This is a genomic window from Psychrobacter sp. UBA3480, from assembly GCF_002377945.1.
GTDB lineage: Bacteria > Pseudomonadota > Gammaproteobacteria > Pseudomonadales > Moraxellaceae > Psychrobacter.
Genome location: NZ_DFQV01000020.1, coordinates 235,299 through 255,277, shown reverse-complemented (window position 1 = coordinate 255,277; position 19,979 = coordinate 235,299). Strand labels below are relative to the sequence as shown.

General features: G+C 43.1%; 16 protein-coding genes, 4 tRNA genes and 1 pseudogene. 12 read left to right on the top strand and 9 right to left on the bottom strand.

The window, feature by feature from the left end:
- A pseudogene (locus B2863_RS08390) lies at nt 1–896 on the bottom strand (glutamyl-tRNA reductase); the annotation flags it as partial.
- A 611-nt stretch (nt 897–1,507) separates the two neighbouring features.
- Between B2863_RS08390 and B2863_RS08385 the strand changes: the two are divergent.
- From B2863_RS08385 to B2863_RS08340, 10 genes are all read left to right on the top strand, one after another.
- Nucleotides 1,508–3,463: a tetratricopeptide repeat protein gene (locus tag B2863_RS08385; protein ID WP_296209235.1), complete on the top strand. Its 1,956-nt coding sequence runs from the start codon at nt 1,508–1,510 to the stop codon at nt 3,461–3,463.
- A 191-nt stretch (nt 3,464–3,654) separates the two neighbouring features.
- On the top strand, nt 3,655–4,287 hold the full coding sequence (gene lolB, locus B2863_RS08380; protein ID WP_296209230.1) for a lipoprotein insertase outer membrane protein LolB: 633 nt from the start codon (nt 3,655–3,657) through the stop codon (nt 4,285–4,287).
- A gap of 89 nt (nt 4,288–4,376) precedes the next feature.
- Complete coding sequence (ispE, locus tag B2863_RS08375) at nt 4,377–5,342, top strand: 4-(cytidine 5'-diphospho)-2-C-methyl-D-erythritol kinase (protein WP_296209227.1); 966 nt, start codon at nt 4,377–4,379, stop codon at nt 5,340–5,342.
- 167 nt (nt 5,343–5,509) lie between these two features.
- Nucleotides 5,510–5,585: transfer RNA gene (locus B2863_RS08370), tRNA-Gln, on the top strand.
- A gap of 240 nt (nt 5,586–5,825) precedes the next feature.
- Nucleotides 5,826–5,901, top strand: a tRNA-Gln gene (locus B2863_RS08365).
- Between the two features lie 109 nt (nt 5,902–6,010).
- Nucleotides 6,011–6,958, top strand: a complete 948-nt coding sequence (locus B2863_RS08360; protein WP_057758042.1) for a ribose-phosphate pyrophosphokinase — start codon at nt 6,011–6,013, stop codon at nt 6,956–6,958.
- A gap of 421 nt (nt 6,959–7,379) precedes the next feature.
- The gene (locus B2863_RS08355) at nt 7,380–8,060 is read left to right on the top strand and encodes a 50S ribosomal protein L25/general stress protein Ctc (RefSeq protein WP_057758040.1); all 681 of its coding nucleotides are present in this window, start codon (nt 7,380–7,382) and stop codon (nt 8,058–8,060) included.
- A gap of 176 nt (nt 8,061–8,236) precedes the next feature.
- Nucleotides 8,237–8,818, top strand: a complete 582-nt coding sequence (gene pth / locus B2863_RS08350; protein ID WP_101205142.1) for an aminoacyl-tRNA hydrolase — start codon at nt 8,237–8,239, stop codon at nt 8,816–8,818.
- Nucleotides 8,819–8,918: 100 nt separating this feature from the next.
- Nucleotides 8,919–9,299, top strand: a complete 381-nt coding sequence (panD, locus tag B2863_RS08345; RefSeq protein ID WP_010196068.1) for an aspartate 1-decarboxylase — start codon at nt 8,919–8,921, stop codon at nt 9,297–9,299.
- Nucleotides 9,300–9,487: 188 nt separating this feature from the next.
- The gene (locus B2863_RS08340) at nt 9,488–10,513 is read left to right on the top strand and encodes a calcium/sodium antiporter (RefSeq protein WP_296209224.1); all 1,026 of its coding nucleotides are present in this window, start codon (nt 9,488–9,490) and stop codon (nt 10,511–10,513) included.
- A 97-nt stretch (nt 10,514–10,610) separates the two neighbouring features.
- Here B2863_RS08340 and B2863_RS08335 read toward each other — a convergent pair whose 3' ends face one another.
- The 3 genes from B2863_RS08335 to B2863_RS08325 form a co-directional block, all read right to left on the bottom strand.
- Complete coding sequence (locus tag B2863_RS08335; RefSeq protein ID WP_296209221.1) at nt 10,611–11,273, bottom strand: RDD family protein; 663 nt, start codon at nt 11,271–11,273, stop codon at nt 10,611–10,613.
- Between the two features lie 286 nt (nt 11,274–11,559).
- A tRNA-Arg gene (locus tag B2863_RS08330) sits at nt 11,560–11,636 on the bottom strand.
- A 181-nt stretch (nt 11,637–11,817) separates the two neighbouring features.
- Nucleotides 11,818–11,907, bottom strand: a tRNA-Ser gene (locus B2863_RS08325).
- 351 nt (nt 11,908–12,258) lie between these two features.
- Between B2863_RS08325 and B2863_RS08320 the strand changes: the two genes are divergently transcribed.
- Nucleotides 12,259–13,053, top strand: coding sequence for a hydroxymethylpyrimidine/phosphomethylpyrimidine kinase (locus B2863_RS08320; protein ID WP_296209219.1), 795 nt, complete (start codon nt 12,259–12,261; stop codon nt 13,051–13,053).
- Nucleotides 13,054–13,156: 103 nt separating this feature from the next.
- On the opposite strand, the gene B2863_RS08315 is transcribed toward B2863_RS08320, so the two are convergent.
- The 5 genes from B2863_RS08315 to ppx form a co-directional block, all read right to left on the bottom strand.
- Nucleotides 13,157–13,717 carry a YggT family protein gene (locus B2863_RS08315; RefSeq protein ID WP_224737825.1) on the bottom strand — a complete coding sequence of 187 codons (561 nt, stop codon included), beginning with the start codon at nt 13,715–13,717 and terminating at the stop codon, nt 13,157–13,159.
- Nucleotides 13,718–13,844: 127 nt separating this feature from the next.
- Complete coding sequence (proC, locus tag B2863_RS08310) at nt 13,845–14,678, bottom strand: pyrroline-5-carboxylate reductase (protein ID WP_296209212.1); 834 nt, start codon at nt 14,676–14,678, stop codon at nt 13,845–13,847.
- Between the two features lie 177 nt (nt 14,679–14,855).
- A complete protein-coding gene (tilS, locus tag B2863_RS08305) occupies nt 14,856–16,424 on the bottom strand; it encodes a tRNA lysidine(34) synthetase TilS (RefSeq protein ID WP_296209209.1) in 1,569 nt (522 codons plus the stop codon).
- Between the two features lie 166 nt (nt 16,425–16,590).
- Nucleotides 16,591–17,394, bottom strand: a complete 804-nt coding sequence (locus B2863_RS08300) for an acetyl-CoA carboxylase carboxyltransferase subunit alpha (protein ID WP_102078709.1) — start codon at nt 17,392–17,394, stop codon at nt 16,591–16,593.
- Between the two features lie 177 nt (nt 17,395–17,571).
- Nucleotides 17,572–19,137, bottom strand: a complete 1,566-nt coding sequence (gene ppx, locus B2863_RS08295) for an exopolyphosphatase (RefSeq protein ID WP_296209207.1) — start codon at nt 19,135–19,137, stop codon at nt 17,572–17,574.
- A gap of 460 nt (nt 19,138–19,597) precedes the next feature.
- On the opposite strand from ppx, the gene B2863_RS08290 reads away from it, so the two are divergent.
- Nucleotides 19,598–19,933 (top strand): DUF962 domain-containing protein, encoded by a 336-nt coding sequence (locus tag B2863_RS08290; protein ID WP_296209804.1) that lies wholly within the window; start codon nt 19,598–19,600, stop codon nt 19,931–19,933.
- Nucleotides 19,934–19,979 lie beyond the last annotated feature (46 nt).

Genomic DNA, 19,979 nt, shown 5'->3' with positions numbered 1-19,979 from the left:
GGCTGATAACGGCGACGCTTTAGCGCTTGTATGGTCATTGTCTTATCAATCAACAAATCCATACTGCCACTACAACTACTAACGATATCGGCTTCTGCCAATACTTGCGGTAATTCCTGTAAGGGTCTAACGTCTACGCGGCGATTAGGGCCACGTAGCTCAGCCGCTAATGCTTCGGCACGTTCGGGATTACGGTTACAGATAATGACTCGTCCGACCCCTAGCCCTGCGATATGGGTGGCCACCAAGCGATTCATCTCACCTGCCGCAACGACCAAAAGCGTACGACTGGGTAAATCATCAAATATTTGTGTGACCAGTTTAGCTGCGGCAAAGCTAAGTGATACGGCCTGAGCGCCAACCTGCGTCTCATTACGCACTCGTTTGGCGGCAGCGAACACTTGATCGATGATCCAACCGAGCTGATTGCTGAGTACTTTTTGGTCTTGAGCCAGATGCACAGAGTTTTTGATTTGACCGAGAATCTGCGGCTCACCCAGTATCATAGAGTCGAGACCAGCCGCTACTCTTAACCAGTGAGTCAATGCATGAGTATCACGATGTACATAGAGATAAGGATCAATATCAACGAGTGGCAATTTCTTGAAGTCAGCCAGCCACGTTTTGATTTTGGTAATATGCGCACTAATCGCAGCAGACGAGATATTCATGCTACTACTAAAAGCATTATTGAATGACTGTCCTACGGCTTTGACATCTTGCACATTGGATGATTGTGAGTCAGATAGTTGGCCGTTAACGTGCTGCGACGTTGAAGTGTGCGGTACTAGCGCATAGATTTCAGTACGGTTACAAGTAGAGACGATCACGCTACCATCAGTAAAGGCTTCTATTTGTTTGAGTGCGACATTTACATCGTCACCCACAAGCGCCAAGCGCTCTCGCAGAGCGACTGGTGCAGTTTTGTGATTGACCCCAATGACCACTAATCTCATTATCGATAGACCATAAACATGACGCTCAGTTGCCCCTTACGCTATCTTATTATTTTTAAAAGACAGTTTTTGACGACAGCGCTAAAAAGGAAGACCCTAAAAACCGCCTATTATATCATTATTGCAAGCTTTAATTAACACTCACCCATCTATGATAACCATATCTCTGTATCTGGTCGCAAATGTAACAAATCAACTACTCATACGATTTATAAAATCAATAGCTGGGTTTTAACTTATGGTCAATAATATAATGTTAAATCATTCGCTTACTCTATCTTAACTTGTTATATTTCTATAATATTCAGTTCGACAGACATATCTATATTTAATCATCTTCAGTATCGTTATTTGGCAACGTACTCGCTACTAGTAGCATATTCATACAGTCAGACCTGCCAATATCTGAGTAACACGGATGCTATTGTTTATCTCATCGGTCTACTCTTATAATGTTTGTCATGGGTACATATTGCCAATATTTAACTTAAAATGATTAAAACAAACTTGCCTTATCTGTGTAGGTAAACCATGGGCGAATACGGCTATCTATGATTTTTTTTGGGTCATTACTTCGGTCACCACATCCCTATAGCGAATACTCTAGCTTCCGTGCTTTATTGCATGTCGCTATTGAGCGCCTGTGTCAACGATATAAGCTAGCGTTGTCTCTAGCTGTATGCCTGTGTTTGGCAGCCCCTGTCCATGCTAGCCATCCCGATATATTGCTAGAAACAAAAATTCCTAACGTATCCGTTGCTACCGATACTAAATCAGCTGCCAATAAGGTAACTGCCGATAAACCAAATGATGATAGTGATGCGATTGATACACCTTATAATGAAGATACTCTTACTATAGAAAACGTAAAAAATATTAATGGCTTAGCACCAGCCAGCTTATGGCAACCTGAGCTGAGTGAACCAAGCTTGTACGCTCTACTGGATGCTGAGTTTGCTGCTGATCGCGATGACAAACGCCGCGCGGTCTCTATTTATAAACAACAGTCTTTTAAAGAAGATGCGACAGCCGTGTTCGAGAGAGCGCTTAGCCTGTCTTTGCGTAATGAAAGGGTTGAAGACTCATTACAGTTTGCCAAGACATGGCAAGACCAAAACCCTGACCACGTACCTGCTTGGTTTTATGTCGCGCATTTGGCCCTACGCGCCCATGACTATATATTAGCGGGTGAAACTTTAAACCGCATCTTGCGTTACGACCCACGCGCAGACTTAAGCGAAATTCTCATAGGTATTTACCCCAATAATGATGATGACAAACGTGAGCTTCTTGCTGCATTACAACCACTGGATAGTGAGCAGAATGCCTCATTGTCGGTATTAAAAGCGGGTTTACTCTATCAGTTTAACGAACCTGAAGTCGCTATCGTTCATATCAATCGAGCGCTAGAGCGTCAGCCAGACTACGTGCCCTTTATTACGTTAAAAGCGGATATATTGCGTAAAATCGTGACCGCAGAAACCGTCATTAATTATGTCAGTCAAGCTCGTCTACGTAACCCTGATAGCAAAAGCTTATATCTATATGAGATTCGCTATCTATTAGATTTAAAGCAAAGCGAACAAGCGTGGAAGTTACTGCTTGAGGCGCATAGCCGTTTCAGTGATGATTCTGAGATTACTCTGCTCGCAGCCTTAGTGAGCTTGGATATTGAAGAGTACGCTAGTGCTGATGAGCTACTCAATATGCTTGCTAAGAGTCCAGCTTATCTTGATCAAGCCTACTATTATCTAGGTATCAGTGCTGAGCGTCAGCAGTTGTTCGATCAAGCCAAATACTATCTCAATGGCGTCATGCAAGAGGATTTGGTATTAGAAGCGCGTAGAAAAGTAGTGGCGTTTGAATTACTCGATAACGACGTCGATGGGGCAATTGCGACGTTAGAGAAGCTGCGCAAAGACTTCACAGTATTCGCGCCTGACACTTTTGTCATGCAGGCCGATATCTTGTGGCAACAAAACGAATCTGATGAAGCTCTGCGCTTACTGACCCGTGCCGCTCGTAAATATCCTGATAATGAGATGCTACTCTTTGCACGGGCTCAGCTTTTGGATGATAAAGAAGACTATGTCGTTAAGCGCACCCTGCTCAACCATTTGCAGGCTTTAGATCCTAGCAACTTATCCTATCAGTTAAGCTATGCACAGTTGCTACTCGCAAATGAGCGCAGCTCAGAGCAAGGTCTAGCGCTAGCTACCGCAATTATTCAGATTCGCTATGATGACCCACGTTATGATAACGACCTACATCTGCAAGCCTTAAATGTCTTGGCGGGCAATGCATTGGCCAAAGAGAACTATCAGCAGGTCATCGACTACCTACAGACACCTTATGATGTGCTGCCAACTCTGCGCTCAGGCACGCTGTTATTGCGCGCCTATCAAGGCTTAGGTAACAATGACAAAGTTGAAGTATTACTCGCAGATTTGCAGCAGCGCTTCTCATTTGGACAGCACAATATCAATGACCGTATACAGCTATATTAATAGCGCTGATTTTGGATATTATTTTTGGACTTTGCAACCACAGAGATATGAGAATTGATAAGGTTTTTATAAATAGCGAAGCATTTATAAATTACAAGGTCGTTATAAGAAGCTAACAGCCGTGCATAACCGAGCAACAAATAACGCTTAAGCTAATATCTTTGTTCATCTTTCCATTTTGAGAAACTATTATGTCAGCATCGATCACTTCTTATAAACCAAATAAACTGGCTCTGTTTACTGCTATAACTGCAGCAATGGTCATTACCTCTGGTTGTCAGTCATTAAAAACAGCCAATGCAACTAACCAGCCAACGACCACTGTACAAGGTCAAAACGCTGATCAACCCAAAAAGCTAGAGAGCTTCAATATCACGGGCAAGATTGGGGTAACGACACCTGCGAATGATTCGACAGGTACTCAAGGTGGTAGTGCATTTTATGCATGGGGTCAGCAAAATGACCGATTTGCCATTGAGCTGATTGGCGCACTTGGTATTGGTAAAACCAACATTGAATACAATGGTCAGACCGCTACTTTAGTTAGCGAAAAGACAGGTACATTGACTGCTGATGACCCCGAAACCTTGCTAAAGAAAGCCACTGGTTGGCAAGCACCAATTTCACAAATGCCTTATTGGATTTCTGGTCGCCCAGCACCTTCAGATAGTGCACCACAACTGGATGATCAGAGCCGCTTAGTTAGCTCAGTCAATGGTGAGTGGACAGCCAGCTTTACTTATAAAGGTACGGATAAGTTACCTAGTAAAATTAGTGCAGTACAGCCTCAAGGCAACAAAGTTGTAATGACGATTAACCATTAATCCATCTTTTATTAACAACAGAAAGCCTGCTAAAAACCATCATTGCTCATTAAGATAGCTGTTTGTAACTGCACCTTATGATAAAAAATATGACTGAAAATATAGCCGAACCATCTGTTTCTATGATTACTCGTTTATCGCCTGCAAAACTCAATCTGTTTTTGCACATCACTGGTAAACGTGCCGATGGCTATCATAATTTGCAAACGGTATTTCGCCTGCTCGACTGGGGCGATTACTTGCATTTTTCAGTCAGCGACGATGCTGTGATTTCTACTATAGCTAGTGAATTAAGTGCTAATCAATTCTGTCATCAGCTACTGATATTAGATGGTGCAGAAGCTATCACTATTAGTATAGAAGACAATTTAATCTTCAAAGCAGCGCGCGCACTGCTAGCATTTGCCATACAGTCAAACACTTTACCTGAGCAATTAGCAAAAGTGCATATCGCTTTAGATAAGCACTTGCCAATGGGCGCAGGGTTGGGTGGTGGCTCATCTAATGCAGCAACGACTATGCTAGTGCTCAATGAGATTTGGCAGCTTAATTTTACTTGTGATGAGCTTATAAAGATTGGCGCGACTGTAGGTGCGGATGTACCGATATTTATCTTTGGCCAAGACGCTATTGCCATGGGAATTGGTGAAGAACTGACTACGATTGAGTTGCCTGACCAGCAATATTTAGTACTGACGCCTAACGCTCATGTAAATACTGCCAAGCTGTTTGCACATTCCAAACTACAGCGAGATATCGCGCCCCTATCGGTTGCAACTATCCAAAACCAATACGCTGACTATGTACAAACGCTCACTACGCCCTATCATAATGTCTTTACCCCAGTGGTCACGAGCCTCGCTCCTGCTGTTGCAGATGCCTTAAGTTATCTACAGGGGTTAGAAGCGCAAGCATTGAGCACAGCACGAATGACTGGCTCTGGTAGTGCCGTGTTTTTACCTCTAGATACAAGTGTGGCTACTAACAAAAAACTTGTGGCGAAGTGGATTGCAGATGCGCCTTGTGCAGGGTATATCGTTGGAAACTTAAAATAGCACATATAACCTTTAGATTTCTTATCATCTAAATAATGACAACGGTAGGATTGCCTATTTTAATTTGCTAAAATAGCGCCAGCAGTAACCTATGATGAATAAATACCAGAAAAAGCCGCAAATGACTTGCAAAATCTGAAAATTTACTTATAATAGGTCGCCTAAATAGGGGTATAGCCAAGTTGGTAAGGCATCAGGTTTTGATCCTGACATCCGTTGGTTCGAGTCCAGCTACCCCTGCCATTTTTTAGTACGAAGCGTTAGAGATACATCGAGTATAAGCGGTTTATAGACAGCCACTTATCTTATTGTCATTGACAACGTTATCCCAGTTTCGGTATAGTTCGCAATGGACACCGCTAGGGAAAAGTTATGTTTTAAACGGTTTATCCGTTTTTTAGATAACTGACAGGTCATGACACCATGTTAAGAACGACTACTTAGTCGCTATTATATATCGGTTGTTCATAGCCTAGACATTACAGGGGTATAGCCAAGTTGGTAAGGCATCAGGTTTTGATCCTGACATCCGTTGGTTCGAGTCCAGCTACCCCTGCCATTTTTTACTGTAATAGTATACTTCAACACCTTCACCACTCTTTTCTTAATTTGAGCAGTTTGACACTGCTTAGCGGTCGCTGCTTGAGTCAATCAATAGGACTTCTGTCATGCCTTATTTGGCGATTTTTACGGGTAATGCCCACCCAGAATTAGCAAAAACCGTAGCCGATCATCTTCACATACCTCTTGGTAAAGCTGACATCACGCGTTTTTCTGATGGCGAAATTGCCGTGGAAATCAAAGAACACGTACGTGGTAAAGATGTGTTTATCATGCAGCCTACTTGTGCACCGACCAACGACAACTTGATGGAAATCATGATGATGGCTGACGCCTTGCGTCGCTCTAGTGCTGGCCGTATCACAGCTGTCATGCCGTATTTTGGTTATGCTCGTCAGGATCGTCGTCCACGCTCAGCTCGTGTACCTATCTCGGCTAAAGTGGTCGCTGACATGCTAAACATTGTCAGTATCGATCGCGTAATGACTGTTGATTTGCACTCAGATCAGATTCAGGGTTTCTTTGATATCCCTGTAGACAACATCTACGGCACACCTGTATTGCTAAACGACTTACAAAAACAAGACTATGACAATATCATGGTTGTTTCACCTGACGTAGGCGGCGTGGTTCGTGCACGTGCGATGGCTAAGCAGTTAGGTGATACCGACATGGCAATTATTGATAAGCGCCGTGCTCGTGCCAATGAGTCACAAGTAATGCATATCATTGGTGATGTTCGTGACCGTGATTGCGTTATCGTGGATGATATGGTCGATACTGCAGGTACATTGTGTAAAGCAGCTGAAGCATTGAAAGAAAATGGTGCCCGTCGCGTCTTGGCTTACATCACGCATCCTGTCCTATCAGGCAACGCACTGAAAAACATCAGCGAATCTGCATTGGATGAAGTGGTTGTGACCGATACGATTCCACTATCTGCTGAAGCCAAAGCCTGTAGCAAAATCCGTCAGGTAAGTATTGCACCGATGCTTGCTGAAAGCTTACGCCGTATTAATAACGAAGAATCTATTAGCGCGATGTTTGACGCTTAATTTGATACAGCTGCTTTTTTAACAGTCTTTGCCGTAATTTTTAGTAGCAATCACTGTAGTAAGACATCTTAAATACTTAAAAAACAGAGCGTCAAGTAACATTACTTGGCGCTTTGTTTTGTGTAGGCGTTTTGCGTAGGTCTTTATTATTGCTACAGAATCACGTATAATGCGCGCCTGTGCTGACCTTTTCGTTGTTTTTATTAGGCCAGCACTATCAAAAGTGCTGATCATGCTTAACAGCAACCATCGTTATGGTAATTATCGTAGCGAGCGCTGCTATAAGCAAATGGCTAAGCTTAGACATTACGAGTTTTATTCGTAACGATAATATTAGCTATCATCACGTATTAGTGGATTGGTCGCAAATCCACTTTTTTATGACCAGACACTTCATCATTTTTTTTATAGGATTATATCCATGAGCATTAATCATTTTGAACTAAACGCCGTTGATCGTGCTGCTGAACTACAAGGTAAAGGTGCGAGCCGCCGCCTACGTAAGCAGAACCTAGTTCCTGCTATCATCTATGGTGGTAACGAAGAGCCAACAGCTATCTCTATCAAGCTTAACGAATTAGTAAAATCACTAGAATTCGAAGCGTTTTTCTCACACATCTTGACTATCAACGTTGACGGTGAAGAGCATCAAGCAGTTATCAAAGACTTGCAGCGCCATCCAGCTAAAGGCTTCCCAATGCATGCTGATTTCCAGCGCATTGTAAAAGGTCAGAAAATCCACATGAACGTTCCTGTTCATTTCACTGGTCGTGAAGATGCGCCTGGTACTGCTGCTGCTGGTGTACTATCTACTCTAGTATCTGATATCGAAGTTATCTGTTTACCATCACAACTTCCTGAATACCTAGAAGTAGATGTGTCTGGCATGGAAATCGGTGATTTGTTCCGTCTATCAGACATCAAACTTCCTGAAGGCGTTGTAATTCATGAGCTTGAGCTAGAAGACGGCCATGACCGTACTATCGTTAACATGCAGCCACCAACAGTAGAAGAAGTTGATGCTGATGCTGACGTTGATGCTGATGAAGTACCAGCAACTGAGCAAAACGACGGTACTGAAGAAAACAAAGACAGCGAGTAATATACTATTTCTAACTAGTGCATTATTTTGTGCTGGTTAGTGATACATTCGTTTAGTCAATAAGACAGCAGGTGATTAAAATCTCCTGCTGTTTTTGTAAGTAAGGTTTGAAAATAAACTGTCTATCAGTACTTCAAACCTTACCCCTATTTATCAAACTCAAGCAGGGTGTTTTTATGGCCATAAAGCTTATTGTCGGTCTTGGTAATCCTGGTCAGCAGTATATGTTTACGCGTCATAATGCAGGATTTTGGTTTGTCCATCATTTGGCTCAGCAGTTTAATATCACGCTCTCCCCTGATAAGAAATTTCATGGAGTGACAGGGCGTGGACAGATTCATGGGTCTGATGTGCGTTTACTTATGCCGCTGACGTTTATGAATAAATCTGGTCAGTCAGTGGTGCCTATGGTAAATTTCTATGGCATCAAAAATGATGAATTGTTGATTGCTCATGATGAGCTCGATATTCCAGCTGGTAGTATCAAACTCAAAACAGACGGTGGACATGGTGGTCACAATGGCCTACGTGATATCACGCCGCATATTGGCAATGATTTTCATCGCCTGCGTGTGGGTATCGGCCATCCTGGACACAAGTCTAAAGTTAGTGGACACGTTCTCTCTAAAGCATCTCCTGATGAGCAGATTGCGATTGATAGCGCGCTGACAGCTGCTTTTGAAGCGCTCCCATTATTGTTAGATGGTGATGTCGAAAAAGCACGTTCACAAATTAATGGCTTTAAATTACCAGAATAATATAGTCATTCAATGATAATGACCTTTTATTTTGACAGTTTTATCCCCATTAACCTTTTGATTTAGTTAATTAATATCAGTTACGCCAAGGAACCAACCTATGCTACTTAATATGCTTAAATGCAAATTACACCGTGCCCGTGTTACCCACGCTGAACTTCACTATGAAGGCTCTTGCGGTATCGACGGTGATCTATTAGATCTTGCTGGTCTACGCGAAAATGAATCTATTGATATCTATAATGTGACCAACGGTAAGCGCTTTCGCACCTATGCTATCCGTGCTGAAGCAGGCTCTGGTATTATCTCATTGAATGGTGCTGCTGCGCATATGGCAGACTTGGGCGATATCGTTATCATTTGTGCGTATGCACACTTTGATGAAGTTGAAGCGTCAACGTATCAGCCAAAACTGGTCTATTGCAACGAAGACAACACCGTAAAAGACACTGCAAATATTATTCCTGTACAAGTTGCTTAATATGACAGGATGGTGAGGTTTTGGTAAATTTAAGATAAACGCAAAGTTACATCTTTGAATTAGCTGCTATTATTACTAAAAATCTCGATGCTAAAGGGAAAGCTGAATCTAAATCAAGATTCGGCTTTTTTTATGCCACTTTTATTTATCAAATTCACATTTTTCATCATATACAAGGAAACATACCGATGTGGTTGGCCGCGCTTGCAATACTGATTGGGTTAGCAATTTTAGTTTGGAGTGCCGATGTCTTTATTGATGGGGCGACAGCACTAGCAAAGAAGTTTAGTGTGCCTAGCTTCTTAATTGGTGTCTTAATATTGGGTATAGGCACGTCAGCGCCTGAGATGGTGGTATCAGTACTAGCAGCGATAGAAGGCAGCCCTGAGCTGGCTCTAGGTAACGCTTATGGCTCGAATATCATCAACATCGCATTGGTACTTGGTGCAACTGTATTGATTAGCCCTATTATCATCCGTAGAGGCATCGTAAAGCGCGACTTACCCTTGCTGCTACTGATTACTATCATCGCCGCTTGGCAGCTACGTGATGGTACGTTAAGCCAAGCTGATGGTATCGTATTGTTGATTTTGTTGGTCGCCGTTTTAGGACTACAGATCATAATGAGTATACACGAAGGCTATCATGAGCACGAAGACGATATAGTCGTGGCTAATGCTGACTCAGCGCACTCAAATAACTTAGAGCACTTAAATGACTCAGAGAGCTTAGAAAAGCTAGAACCAAGCGTAACGCGTGGTCTTGTCAGTTTAATTATCGGTATGCTGATGCTCGTAGCCAGCTCACGCGCTATCGTTTGGGGTGCTGTCGAGTTAGCAACACTATGGGGGCTCAGTGAGCTTATCATTGGTCTAACGATTGTCGCAGTTGGGACCTCACTCCCTGAACTGGTATCGAGCCTGTCAGCAGCCCGTAAAGGCGAACATGATATGGCGCTCGGCAATATCATCGGCTCTAATATCTTTAATACTTTGGCAGTTGTCGGCTTGGCAACGGTCATTGCTCCTATCGCTGCTGATCCAGTGATTCTGTCGCGTGATGTGATGGCGATGGGAGTCTTGACGATATTGCTAGTGACACTGTGCGTATTTGCCTTTAAAACAAAGCGACAATTCGGTCGTACGTCAGGTGCCACATTGGTACTGTTCTTTATGGGCTACACCGCATGGCTGATTCAAAGCGTTAGTATGTAATTGTTTAACTTGAATCAATTGAGCAGTGACACGACTAAATTATTACGTCGATAAGAGTTACTACGTCAATGAAAGTTTTTACGTCAATAAAATTAGACTACGGTTTTTTCTTACGATTTTTAAAACCTCGCCATAACCCTTCATGTGCCACTTTTGGCATCTTTAGGGTGATGGTGTTGGACAGCATATCTTGTACTGCCAGACCGCGAGGGTTAAACAGACAGAACACATAGTTGAATACCAAACCAAGAAACGCGCTGGCCAATAAGGCGGCGCGTGACCCATCAATAAGACTGCCAATAATGCCGAAAATCAGCGGCATCAAACAAGCGGCCAAAATACGCTTAAACGACTGTCCCCACGTTAACCATTGACCTGCATCATTGATCGTTTTTAACCGCCACGTCTGCATACCCAATGTCTGACCACCACGGCGCCAAAATATTCCGTAGAATGCCACTAGTGTCAGTACAAATGATGGCGTCATAATGGCATTCTGATACCAGAGCGGCAGTGACTGAGCTTGTGAGGATTCAGTACCCGTCTCCATAGTCAATAGCGTACCTACGACGGTTAGTATCGTTCCTACCAAAAACAATAACGCCAAAATCAGCATACCGTCATAGAGAATCGCCACGACACGAGTCATAGGCTTAGCGATGGTTGGCTCTTCGTTAGGATCTTGCTGTACAGGCGCACTCGGTTGAAGGTTTGATTTGCGAGTCGTTTTTGACGGACGTTTAGATGGACTTTTTGACATGGTACAAGCTCATAGCAAGCAGTGAATAGTAACGCTATTGTACCGTAAATGGTTAGCCTATCGTACATTATCCTAGATGACTATCCACTATCATAGATGGCTCTCCAATATCGTAGATGGCTCTTTAATATTATTAGCTGGCTATCCAATCATGTTATACACAGAAGATGGTCGTAGAATAAATAAGTAGAAAGGTAAAAGTTGTAGACATAAAAAAACCGCCAATTGTCATAAGACAGGCGATTATTTTAATGTTTTATCAGCTTGTATTAAGCTATTATGCAAATGGTGCGCCTGGAGAGATTCGAACTCCCGACCCCTTAGTTCGTAGCCAAGTGCTCTATCCAACTGAGCTACAGGCGCGTATTTTGCACTTTATCCACTGCGCAGATAATATCTTTTGCAGTAAATTAGGTTGGTCATTATATAGATAATATCGCTTGTGTCAACATCTTTTTTAATTAAAACAAATTATTTTTTGAATTAATTATTAAAATGTTTAACGCAGTATATTGCGTTATTACTCTAATAATAACTGAATAAATGGCGGTGAAGGAGGGATTCGAACCCTCGATACGCTTACACGTATGGTTCCTTAGCAGGGAACTGGTTTCAGCCACTCACCCACTTCACCTAACGATTCAAGACATTTATAAAAAATCTATAAACATAGTATTGATGCTAACAATACGTCTCATGTCGTGGGCGAGTATTATAACAAAGCCAAAACGAATTGCAAGCGTTGTCTACAGATTTAATGCGGCTTTTATCAAAATTATAGATACAAGTACTTATATTGCATTTTTATACGGAAAATTATGGCATATTACTGCTAGATATGACTATTAAATTGCTTATTAATATTGGGCCTATTCACTCTACCGTCTTATACCTCATCCACAAGCATAAGACTATGATAGATTTTTTAGTAGTAGGTGGCTATAGTATTTGTCACTTATTTCAAAATATCTCAAAAGGAGCTATTATGCGACCTGTCGTACTGTGTTTTTCAGGATTAGATCCCTCAGGCGGTGCTGGATTACAAGCGGATATCGAGGCCATTGGACAGTCAGGGGCGCATGCAGCCATCGCGTGTACGGCGGTCACTATCCAAAGCTCACAGCAGGTGTTCGGCTTTGAGGCTTGTGCGGCATCATTGGTGAAAGCTCAAGCTACTGCAGTACTTGATGACTTACCTGTTAGTGCTATCAAATCAGGTATGCTCGGTACCACTGATAATATCGCAATGTTGACCGAATTATTTGCTGATCAAATTATCGATAATGATACGCCATTTGTCTTAGACCCTGTACTAGTCGCAAATAGCGGTGGTAGCTTGGGCGATGAGAAAACACTGGTTAGCGCCTTTAGACAATTGCTGCCCTACGCCACTTTAGTCACCCCAAACACTCATGAACTACGAGCGCTTAGCGGTGAGCAAGACTTGCATATTGGTGCGAAAAAGCTATGTGCTCAAGGCGCTCATGCTGTACTCGTAAAAACTTCACATGATTTTGATAGTGGTGATATCGAGCAGTACTTATATATACAGGGGAAAATGGTCCATAAAAGTACTTTGCCGCGCTTAGACGGCGAGTTCCATGGCTCAGGATGTTCACTCGCCAGCTTTATCGCTGGACGCTTGGCAATGGGCGATGCTCTCATCGATGCTGTACAAGCGGCAGATAGTTGGATTACCCAGACATTGCGGGCAGCTGATGCACCGTATCCTGATGACACTCAAGCTCAATTAATACCAAATCGCTTTGTTCGTTTTTAGCATATCTAACAAGCCATAGCTTACCTAAATAGCAGACGCAAAAAAGGCGCTCTATATTTTTATAGAACGCCTTTTTTATGACAGTTTTTACATTTAATTAGGTTTAACCCAAGGTTGGCAACACACTCGCGGCCAAACCACCGATGAATATCTCCAGCAAATAGAACGCTAAGAAAGCCACCATTGGCGATAAGTCGAGCATACCTAAATTCGGCGTGATACGACGAAAAGGGGCTAAAATAGGCTCAGCCAAATTAATGATAATGCCAATAATCGGATGCTCAGATCTGGTAAACACCACAATCCAGCTAACGATAATAGAACCAATCACTAGATAGCGACACATGCGTAAAAAGTCTAACAATAAGCTAGTGGTACCCGTAAAGAATAGCGGTACAGGCGCAATACCTTTATGCGTCAATGCGGCCTTTCCAGAGATGTCGATTAGACGAATCAAAAACATTAGCACGATAGCAGCAATGCTAATACGACCCTGTGCAACAGTCGGAAAAATACGCCCGAATACATCGACGATATGCGTTGCTTTATAAGCAGGTGCAATCATCGGATTGCTTGCATCCATTCCTGCAAACTGCAACATAAAACGAATAAACACCAGCATCATAGCGAATGTGGTGACCAAATCAAAAATTTGAAATAACATGTTGTTCATGAAGTGCTACTCAATGTGACATTATTAACAGATTCTAGGATGACAAATGTCATTATCAGATGCTGATGATTACATAAATGTGTCGTCAGTGGTGACTCACAGCACACCTTGTCAGTGTTTACTTACTCATCTCTTCACTTAACGCTTGGCTACGATCATAGCAAGCTTGCATGGCCTCGCTGATTTGACGACCAATCTCATTGGCTTGCATTGACTCAACCGCTGCCTGAGTAGTACCGTTCGGTGAAGTAACTTTACGGCGTAACTCAGCTGGTGCATCATCACTATTCATCGCCATTTTTGCAGCACCTAACATGGTCTGCATAGCAAGCGCTGAGGCTTGTTCTTTATCTAACCCTAATGCAACTGCTCCATCGACCATCGATTCGATAAAGTAAAACATATACGCTGGCGCTGAACCTGATACGGCTGTGACCGCATGCATATGCTCTTCATCATCGACCCACATGACCAAACCTGATGCTTCCATAACGGCTGTTGCTAGCTGCTTCTGTTCCGCTGAGATATTGTCTGTACCGTAGAGGCCGGTCGCACCCATTTGAATCATAGAAGGCGTGTTTGGCATTGCACGGACGATATTGCTATAGCCGCCCAACATGTTTGATAAAAGATCAGTCGATAAACCTGCTGCCACTGAAATGACCAACTGATTATCTAGCACATCTGCAAAAGCACTTACCACTACTTTCATCATTTGTGGTTTGACTGCTAGCACCACGATATCTGCACCGATCACAGCAGATTTTGGATCAGCCATTGGATCAACAGTATTTAGACCTTTGGCGGCTAATTGCTCACGTGCATCGCTGCTAGGATCGGCGACCGTGATTAGATTTGGTTTGATGCCGCAACCCACAAGCCCGCTAATGAGCGCTTGTGCCATGTTTCCGCCACCAATAAAACTGATTTTTTTATTATCTAATACCGACATACTTGTCTCCTAGTCACAAAATTCAAAGGTATTCAACTTAACATACTGATATGTAAAACGACACTCAGTTTATCATACTGCCACTATCACCGTTTGATAAATTCAAAATGTCACGCCTGACATCAACCTGATAAAAATCAATGAGTCAGCCAACGGATATTAAACTTTTGACGCTTTCTATTCTAGTCTAAGCTCACTTTTGATGTGCTCGGCTAATTGATTGCTTTTAGCATCGCTATCTGTCTGCTCAGAACTCAAGAGCCAACTCTCAAATGGCGATGCTAGTAGTAGAGGAATATCAGTTTGAATGTCGCTTCCATTTTCAAATTTTTTTATAAGGGTGATGCTGACTACCGTCAGGCTTTCTCGTAGCCATAATGGAATCCCAAGCGTTTGATACAGTTTTTTGCCTGCTTGTGGGCGCGCAGCCATCTCAGTTTTCAACCGCTGTTTACGGCCTAACGGCGCAATTTTTAACACTGCCTGCTGTGCTATACCGTCCACACTATTATCTAACAATCGTACCAGCGCACCTGGCTTTACTTGCAACTGCCAAATGTAGTCATTACTGCTGCACAAGGTGACTAATTCGAAGCTATTATCAGCTGAATTATTCTTAGACAAACTCAGGCTAGATAGTGGCAGCACCTGCTCGGTCAGTGGTAGCTTCAGCCAAGACAGCCACTCGCTGCTCATACGATAGAGCTGCTGACGATAGCGGCGAATGGTATAAGACGCCTTACGACCTTGCCAAAACAGTTCTGTCTGATGGTCTTGGTCATCACGTAGGCTGAGAGTTAGCACATCATCGACGAGTTGCTTAGCAGGTGGTAGTGGCTCATCTTGACCGAGCCAATAATGTAATAATTGCCGCTGACGATACATGGGTAGCTTTTGCAACGCATCGATATTCAGCACGCGCTGTGCGGGTAAAAGTTGCAGGTCTGTACTTTCCGTCTGCTGCATATCCTGCATAGCTTGAGCATTGATTGTTTCCTGTGCATCACTTAACAGCTGTGCACTGCGAGCAATATTATCGATGACATTAGGATTGTACGTAGCCAGTATTGGCATGATGTCACGGCGTAGTCCACTACGTACATTGTCGCCGCTGTCATTAGTAGGATCATCTATATAAGGCAACTCTAAGCGCTTGGCGTAGGCGCTAATAGTGGCTCGTCGTATCGTGAGCCAAGGTCGCCACAAAATATTGCGCTGTGCGCCCTGCGTTTGCACTCGCCATGGCTGCATACCAGAAAGACCATTGACTCCAGCGCCTTGAATGAGCCGTATTAACACCGTTTCAGCTTGGTCGTCAGCATGGTGGCCCAGTAGCAAAACATCACTTTTATTGATATGTGCTCGCATAACATTATAGCGTGCTTGTCGCGCAGCTTGCTCATCATGTCCATTTACTTGTGTCTGTAAAATGCTACAAGGTATCTGCTGCGCTTGCGCCCAATTGGCAACATGCTTGGCCCAGTACTGACTATCCGATTGTAAGCCATGATCGACATGTAAAAGCTGCGGCAAACATGGCAACTTACCTTGTCGATAGAGCTGCACACACAGCGCCGCAAGTGCCAATGAATCACGCCCACCACTACATGCCAGCCAAAGGCGACGACCATGCAGCTGATCATTATACTCAGACATACTGCTCAATAATGCGGTTGCTAGTGTCTTATCAACTGGCAAATTGGCAATTGATTTAATAGGATGTGAGATGATTGCGCTGCTGGTCATAGTCAGCCTTATTTTTCGTTATTTTAGATGCTTCATATAATAACAGCCAAAAAAAAACGCGCCATTAAATGACACGTTTTTATTTTAGCATTAAGACTCAAACTCTAATATGAAAAACCTATCATTAATAATAGCGACTTCGCAATGAAGGCGCCATAACAATTAATTAAGCAGGCAACATCACTTCTGAGTTAAAAGACTTTAGCTTTTCATAACGTAGCTCACAACGCTCTTGAGGATCTAAATCTTTAATCTCATCAAGCTGCTCAGTAATCAGTGCTTTTAGCGCATTCATCACAGGTTGTGGCTGCACATGTGCGCCTTCGCCCTCTTCGATGACAGCGTCAATCAAACCCATTTGGTAAAGGTTGATTGCATTTAATTTCAATGCTTCACTAGCGTCTTGTGCTTTTTCAGCGGTTTTCCATAGGATAGAAGCACAGCCTTCTGGCGAAATCACTGAGTAAATGCTGTTTTGTAGCATATTTACTTTATCACCAACACCAATTGCCAACGCGCCGCCTGAGCCGCCTTCACCAATGATAGTCACAATCACAGGCACTTTAAGGCTAGAAAATACAGCGATGCTTTCTGCAATCGCTTGCGCTTGTCCGCGCTCTTCTGCACCAATACCAGGATAAGCACCTTGAGTATCCACAAAGGTCATCACCGGAATGTTAAAGCGCTCGGCCATTTTGACCAAACGAATCACTTTACGATAGCCTTCAGGATTGGCCATACCAAAATTATGAGCAATACGCTCACGGGTGCTACGACCACGATGCTGACCAATCACCATCACAGGCTGACCATCAAAACGCGCAAGACCACCTAAAATGGCTTTGTCATCGGCAAAAGCACGGTCGCCATGCAACTCGTCAAATTCGGTAAAAAGCTGATTAACATAGTCCATAAATAATGGACGCTTGGCGTGTCGTGCAAGCTGCACACTATCCCAGACAGTGCTCATAGACGCTTCCCTTTAATATTTATACTTAATGTATTTATGTTTAAGAATAATATCGTTATCCGTATTCAGATAATGAAAGTACAGTTGTAAACTCAATAGAAGCTATAGTAGCACATCTTAAATGGCATGACATTATCGACAACGCCGCTTTTGTTACGTTAGTCTTTAACTCAATACTTACAATGGTAACTGCTCAATCTCTTGAGTCTCAGCCTCTTGAGCTTCAATCACATTAAGCTGTACGCCCCATTTGGCAAACTGGTCAATTTCAGTACGCAAATCAGCCAGCAAGAATGCGTAATGCTCACTGCTATCCGCTAAGGTGATTTGCCAACTGTTTTCAGCGACTACCTTTAGTTCTAGCTCTGGTAGCGCGTAATCACTGCGGCTATGATGTGCCAGTACGGCGAGGCGCAACAGTAAACAAAGATAAACCAACTGATCACCACCAATCTGACAAGTCTGCTCTAGCATATCGGCTTTGAGCTTGCGACGATGGTTAAGCATCAACTGTGCCATGCGTTTTTGATCGACTTGCGAAAACCCTGGAATATCAGAATACTCCAGCAAATATGCGCTATGCTTGTGATAACTACTGTGACTGATTGCTAGCCCTATCTCATGCAAGAAAGCAGCACGTCTGAGCAAGTCGCAATCATCATTGGACAGCGCAAGCTTGTCTTTTACTTGTTCGAATAAATGGCGACTGGTTTTTACCACTTGCTTGGCTTGCTTTTTGTCCCCTGAGTAACGCTTGATTAACGCAAGCACACTGCGGTCACGCACATCTTCACTAGCAAAGCGTCCGAGCATATCGTACATAACGCCTTCGCGTAATGCACCATCTGAGTAGGTAATGGTCTCAACACCCAGCACTTTCATCACCGCGCGCAATACTGCCACGCCAGCAGGAAATACAGCTTTACGATGTTCTTTGACGCCTTCTAACTCGATATCATCGATATTGCCAATCTTAATCAGCAATTTCTCTAATTTTTTGACACCTTTGTAAGTAATGCGTTCTTGCTCATCGGCCCAACCTTTTGATACTAAAACATTACGCACCGCTTTGATTGTACCGCTTGAGCCGACTACGCTACTCCAGCCTGTCTTTTGATAACGACCGTTAATCGCTAAGACTTCTTTACGTGCACCTGAAATGGCACTATTAAAAGCTTCTTTAGTAATCAGGCCGTCCGCGAAGAATTTTTGGGTAAAAGAAACACAGCCCATTTGTAAACTTTCAGTCAACAATGGATCGAAATTTTGACCAATAATGAACTCTGTCGAACCGCCGCCAATATCCATAACCAAGCGTTTATCACTACTCTCGTTGGTATGCGAGACGCCCAAATAAATCAATCGCGCCTCTTCGCGGCCCGCAATAATCTCAATAGGCTTTGGCAGGATTTTATTGGCACGGGAAATAAAATCGTTGGCGTTTTTGGCTTGACGCAATGCATTGGTCGCCACCACACGAATACGCTCTGGCGGTACTGAATCCAAGCGCGCCACAAAGCGGCTTAAACAATCAAGACCACGCTGCTCGGCAGCTGCGCTTAGAATATTATTTTCGTCCAGACCGGCGGCGAGCTGTACCTTTTCAGACATCGAGACTACTTTTCGCACTTCCCCATGGTCAAGACGAGCAATAGCTAAATGGAAACTGTTGGAACCAATATCGATGGCTGCCATCATTTCATCATCGCCAATTGGCGGATTCGTAAGGTAGTCAATAGGCATAGGACAAGTCGTCACCGTGTTAGAGAGAGTGGATAGTTTACCAAAATCACGTGCTATATAGTTATAAAATCACATGTATAGAAAAAAGTCATAACCACAAAAATCAGGGCAATTTTGTCATTAAAGCATTTATGCCAAACACTCGCAAGCAATGCAAAGTTGTAGCAGGGATATCGACGACCACCTTATAAACTGACAGGTATCGGCTCAGCATCTAGCGCTTGTGTTACGCATATCGGTTTGCTACATTGAAAGCTATCAATATCATGATAAAAAACCGTTATTTACAGAATTTTTATCCGTACAATTTACTTCAAAAGCCACCAACTAATCGGTTAAAAACCATCTGCAATTAATAGTTATCAACCTCACCAGCAAGGAAGCTAGTCAAATGAATCAGACCACTACAAAAGACGCTACCCAAAATACTGAAACCCCTATTAGTAGCGCTAAAAAAGACATGGTAAAAACTGAAAATTTGCCCAAACAGGCATTTTATGATTTTTACTTAGATGAGCATCAAAACATGGCCTGTCGCCGCCTACATTTCGCAGGCAGTAGCTTTGGCTTATTAGGACTGGCAAAGTCTGTCAAAACTGGCTCAGCTAAGCCTTTGGTAAAGGGCATTGCCGCTGGATATGCCTGCGCATGGGTTGGACATTTTTTCTTTGAAAAGAATAAGCCTGCTTCTTTTAAGTTTCCATTGAAAAGCTTTGTCAGCGATTTTCGTATGTATAGCGATGTGCTACGAGGTAATCTGAGCTTGAGAGATCGTAAGTTTGATAAAGCACGATAACGTTTAGTCGTCATATAAATTAAGTGACAAAAAAACTGGGCTACTA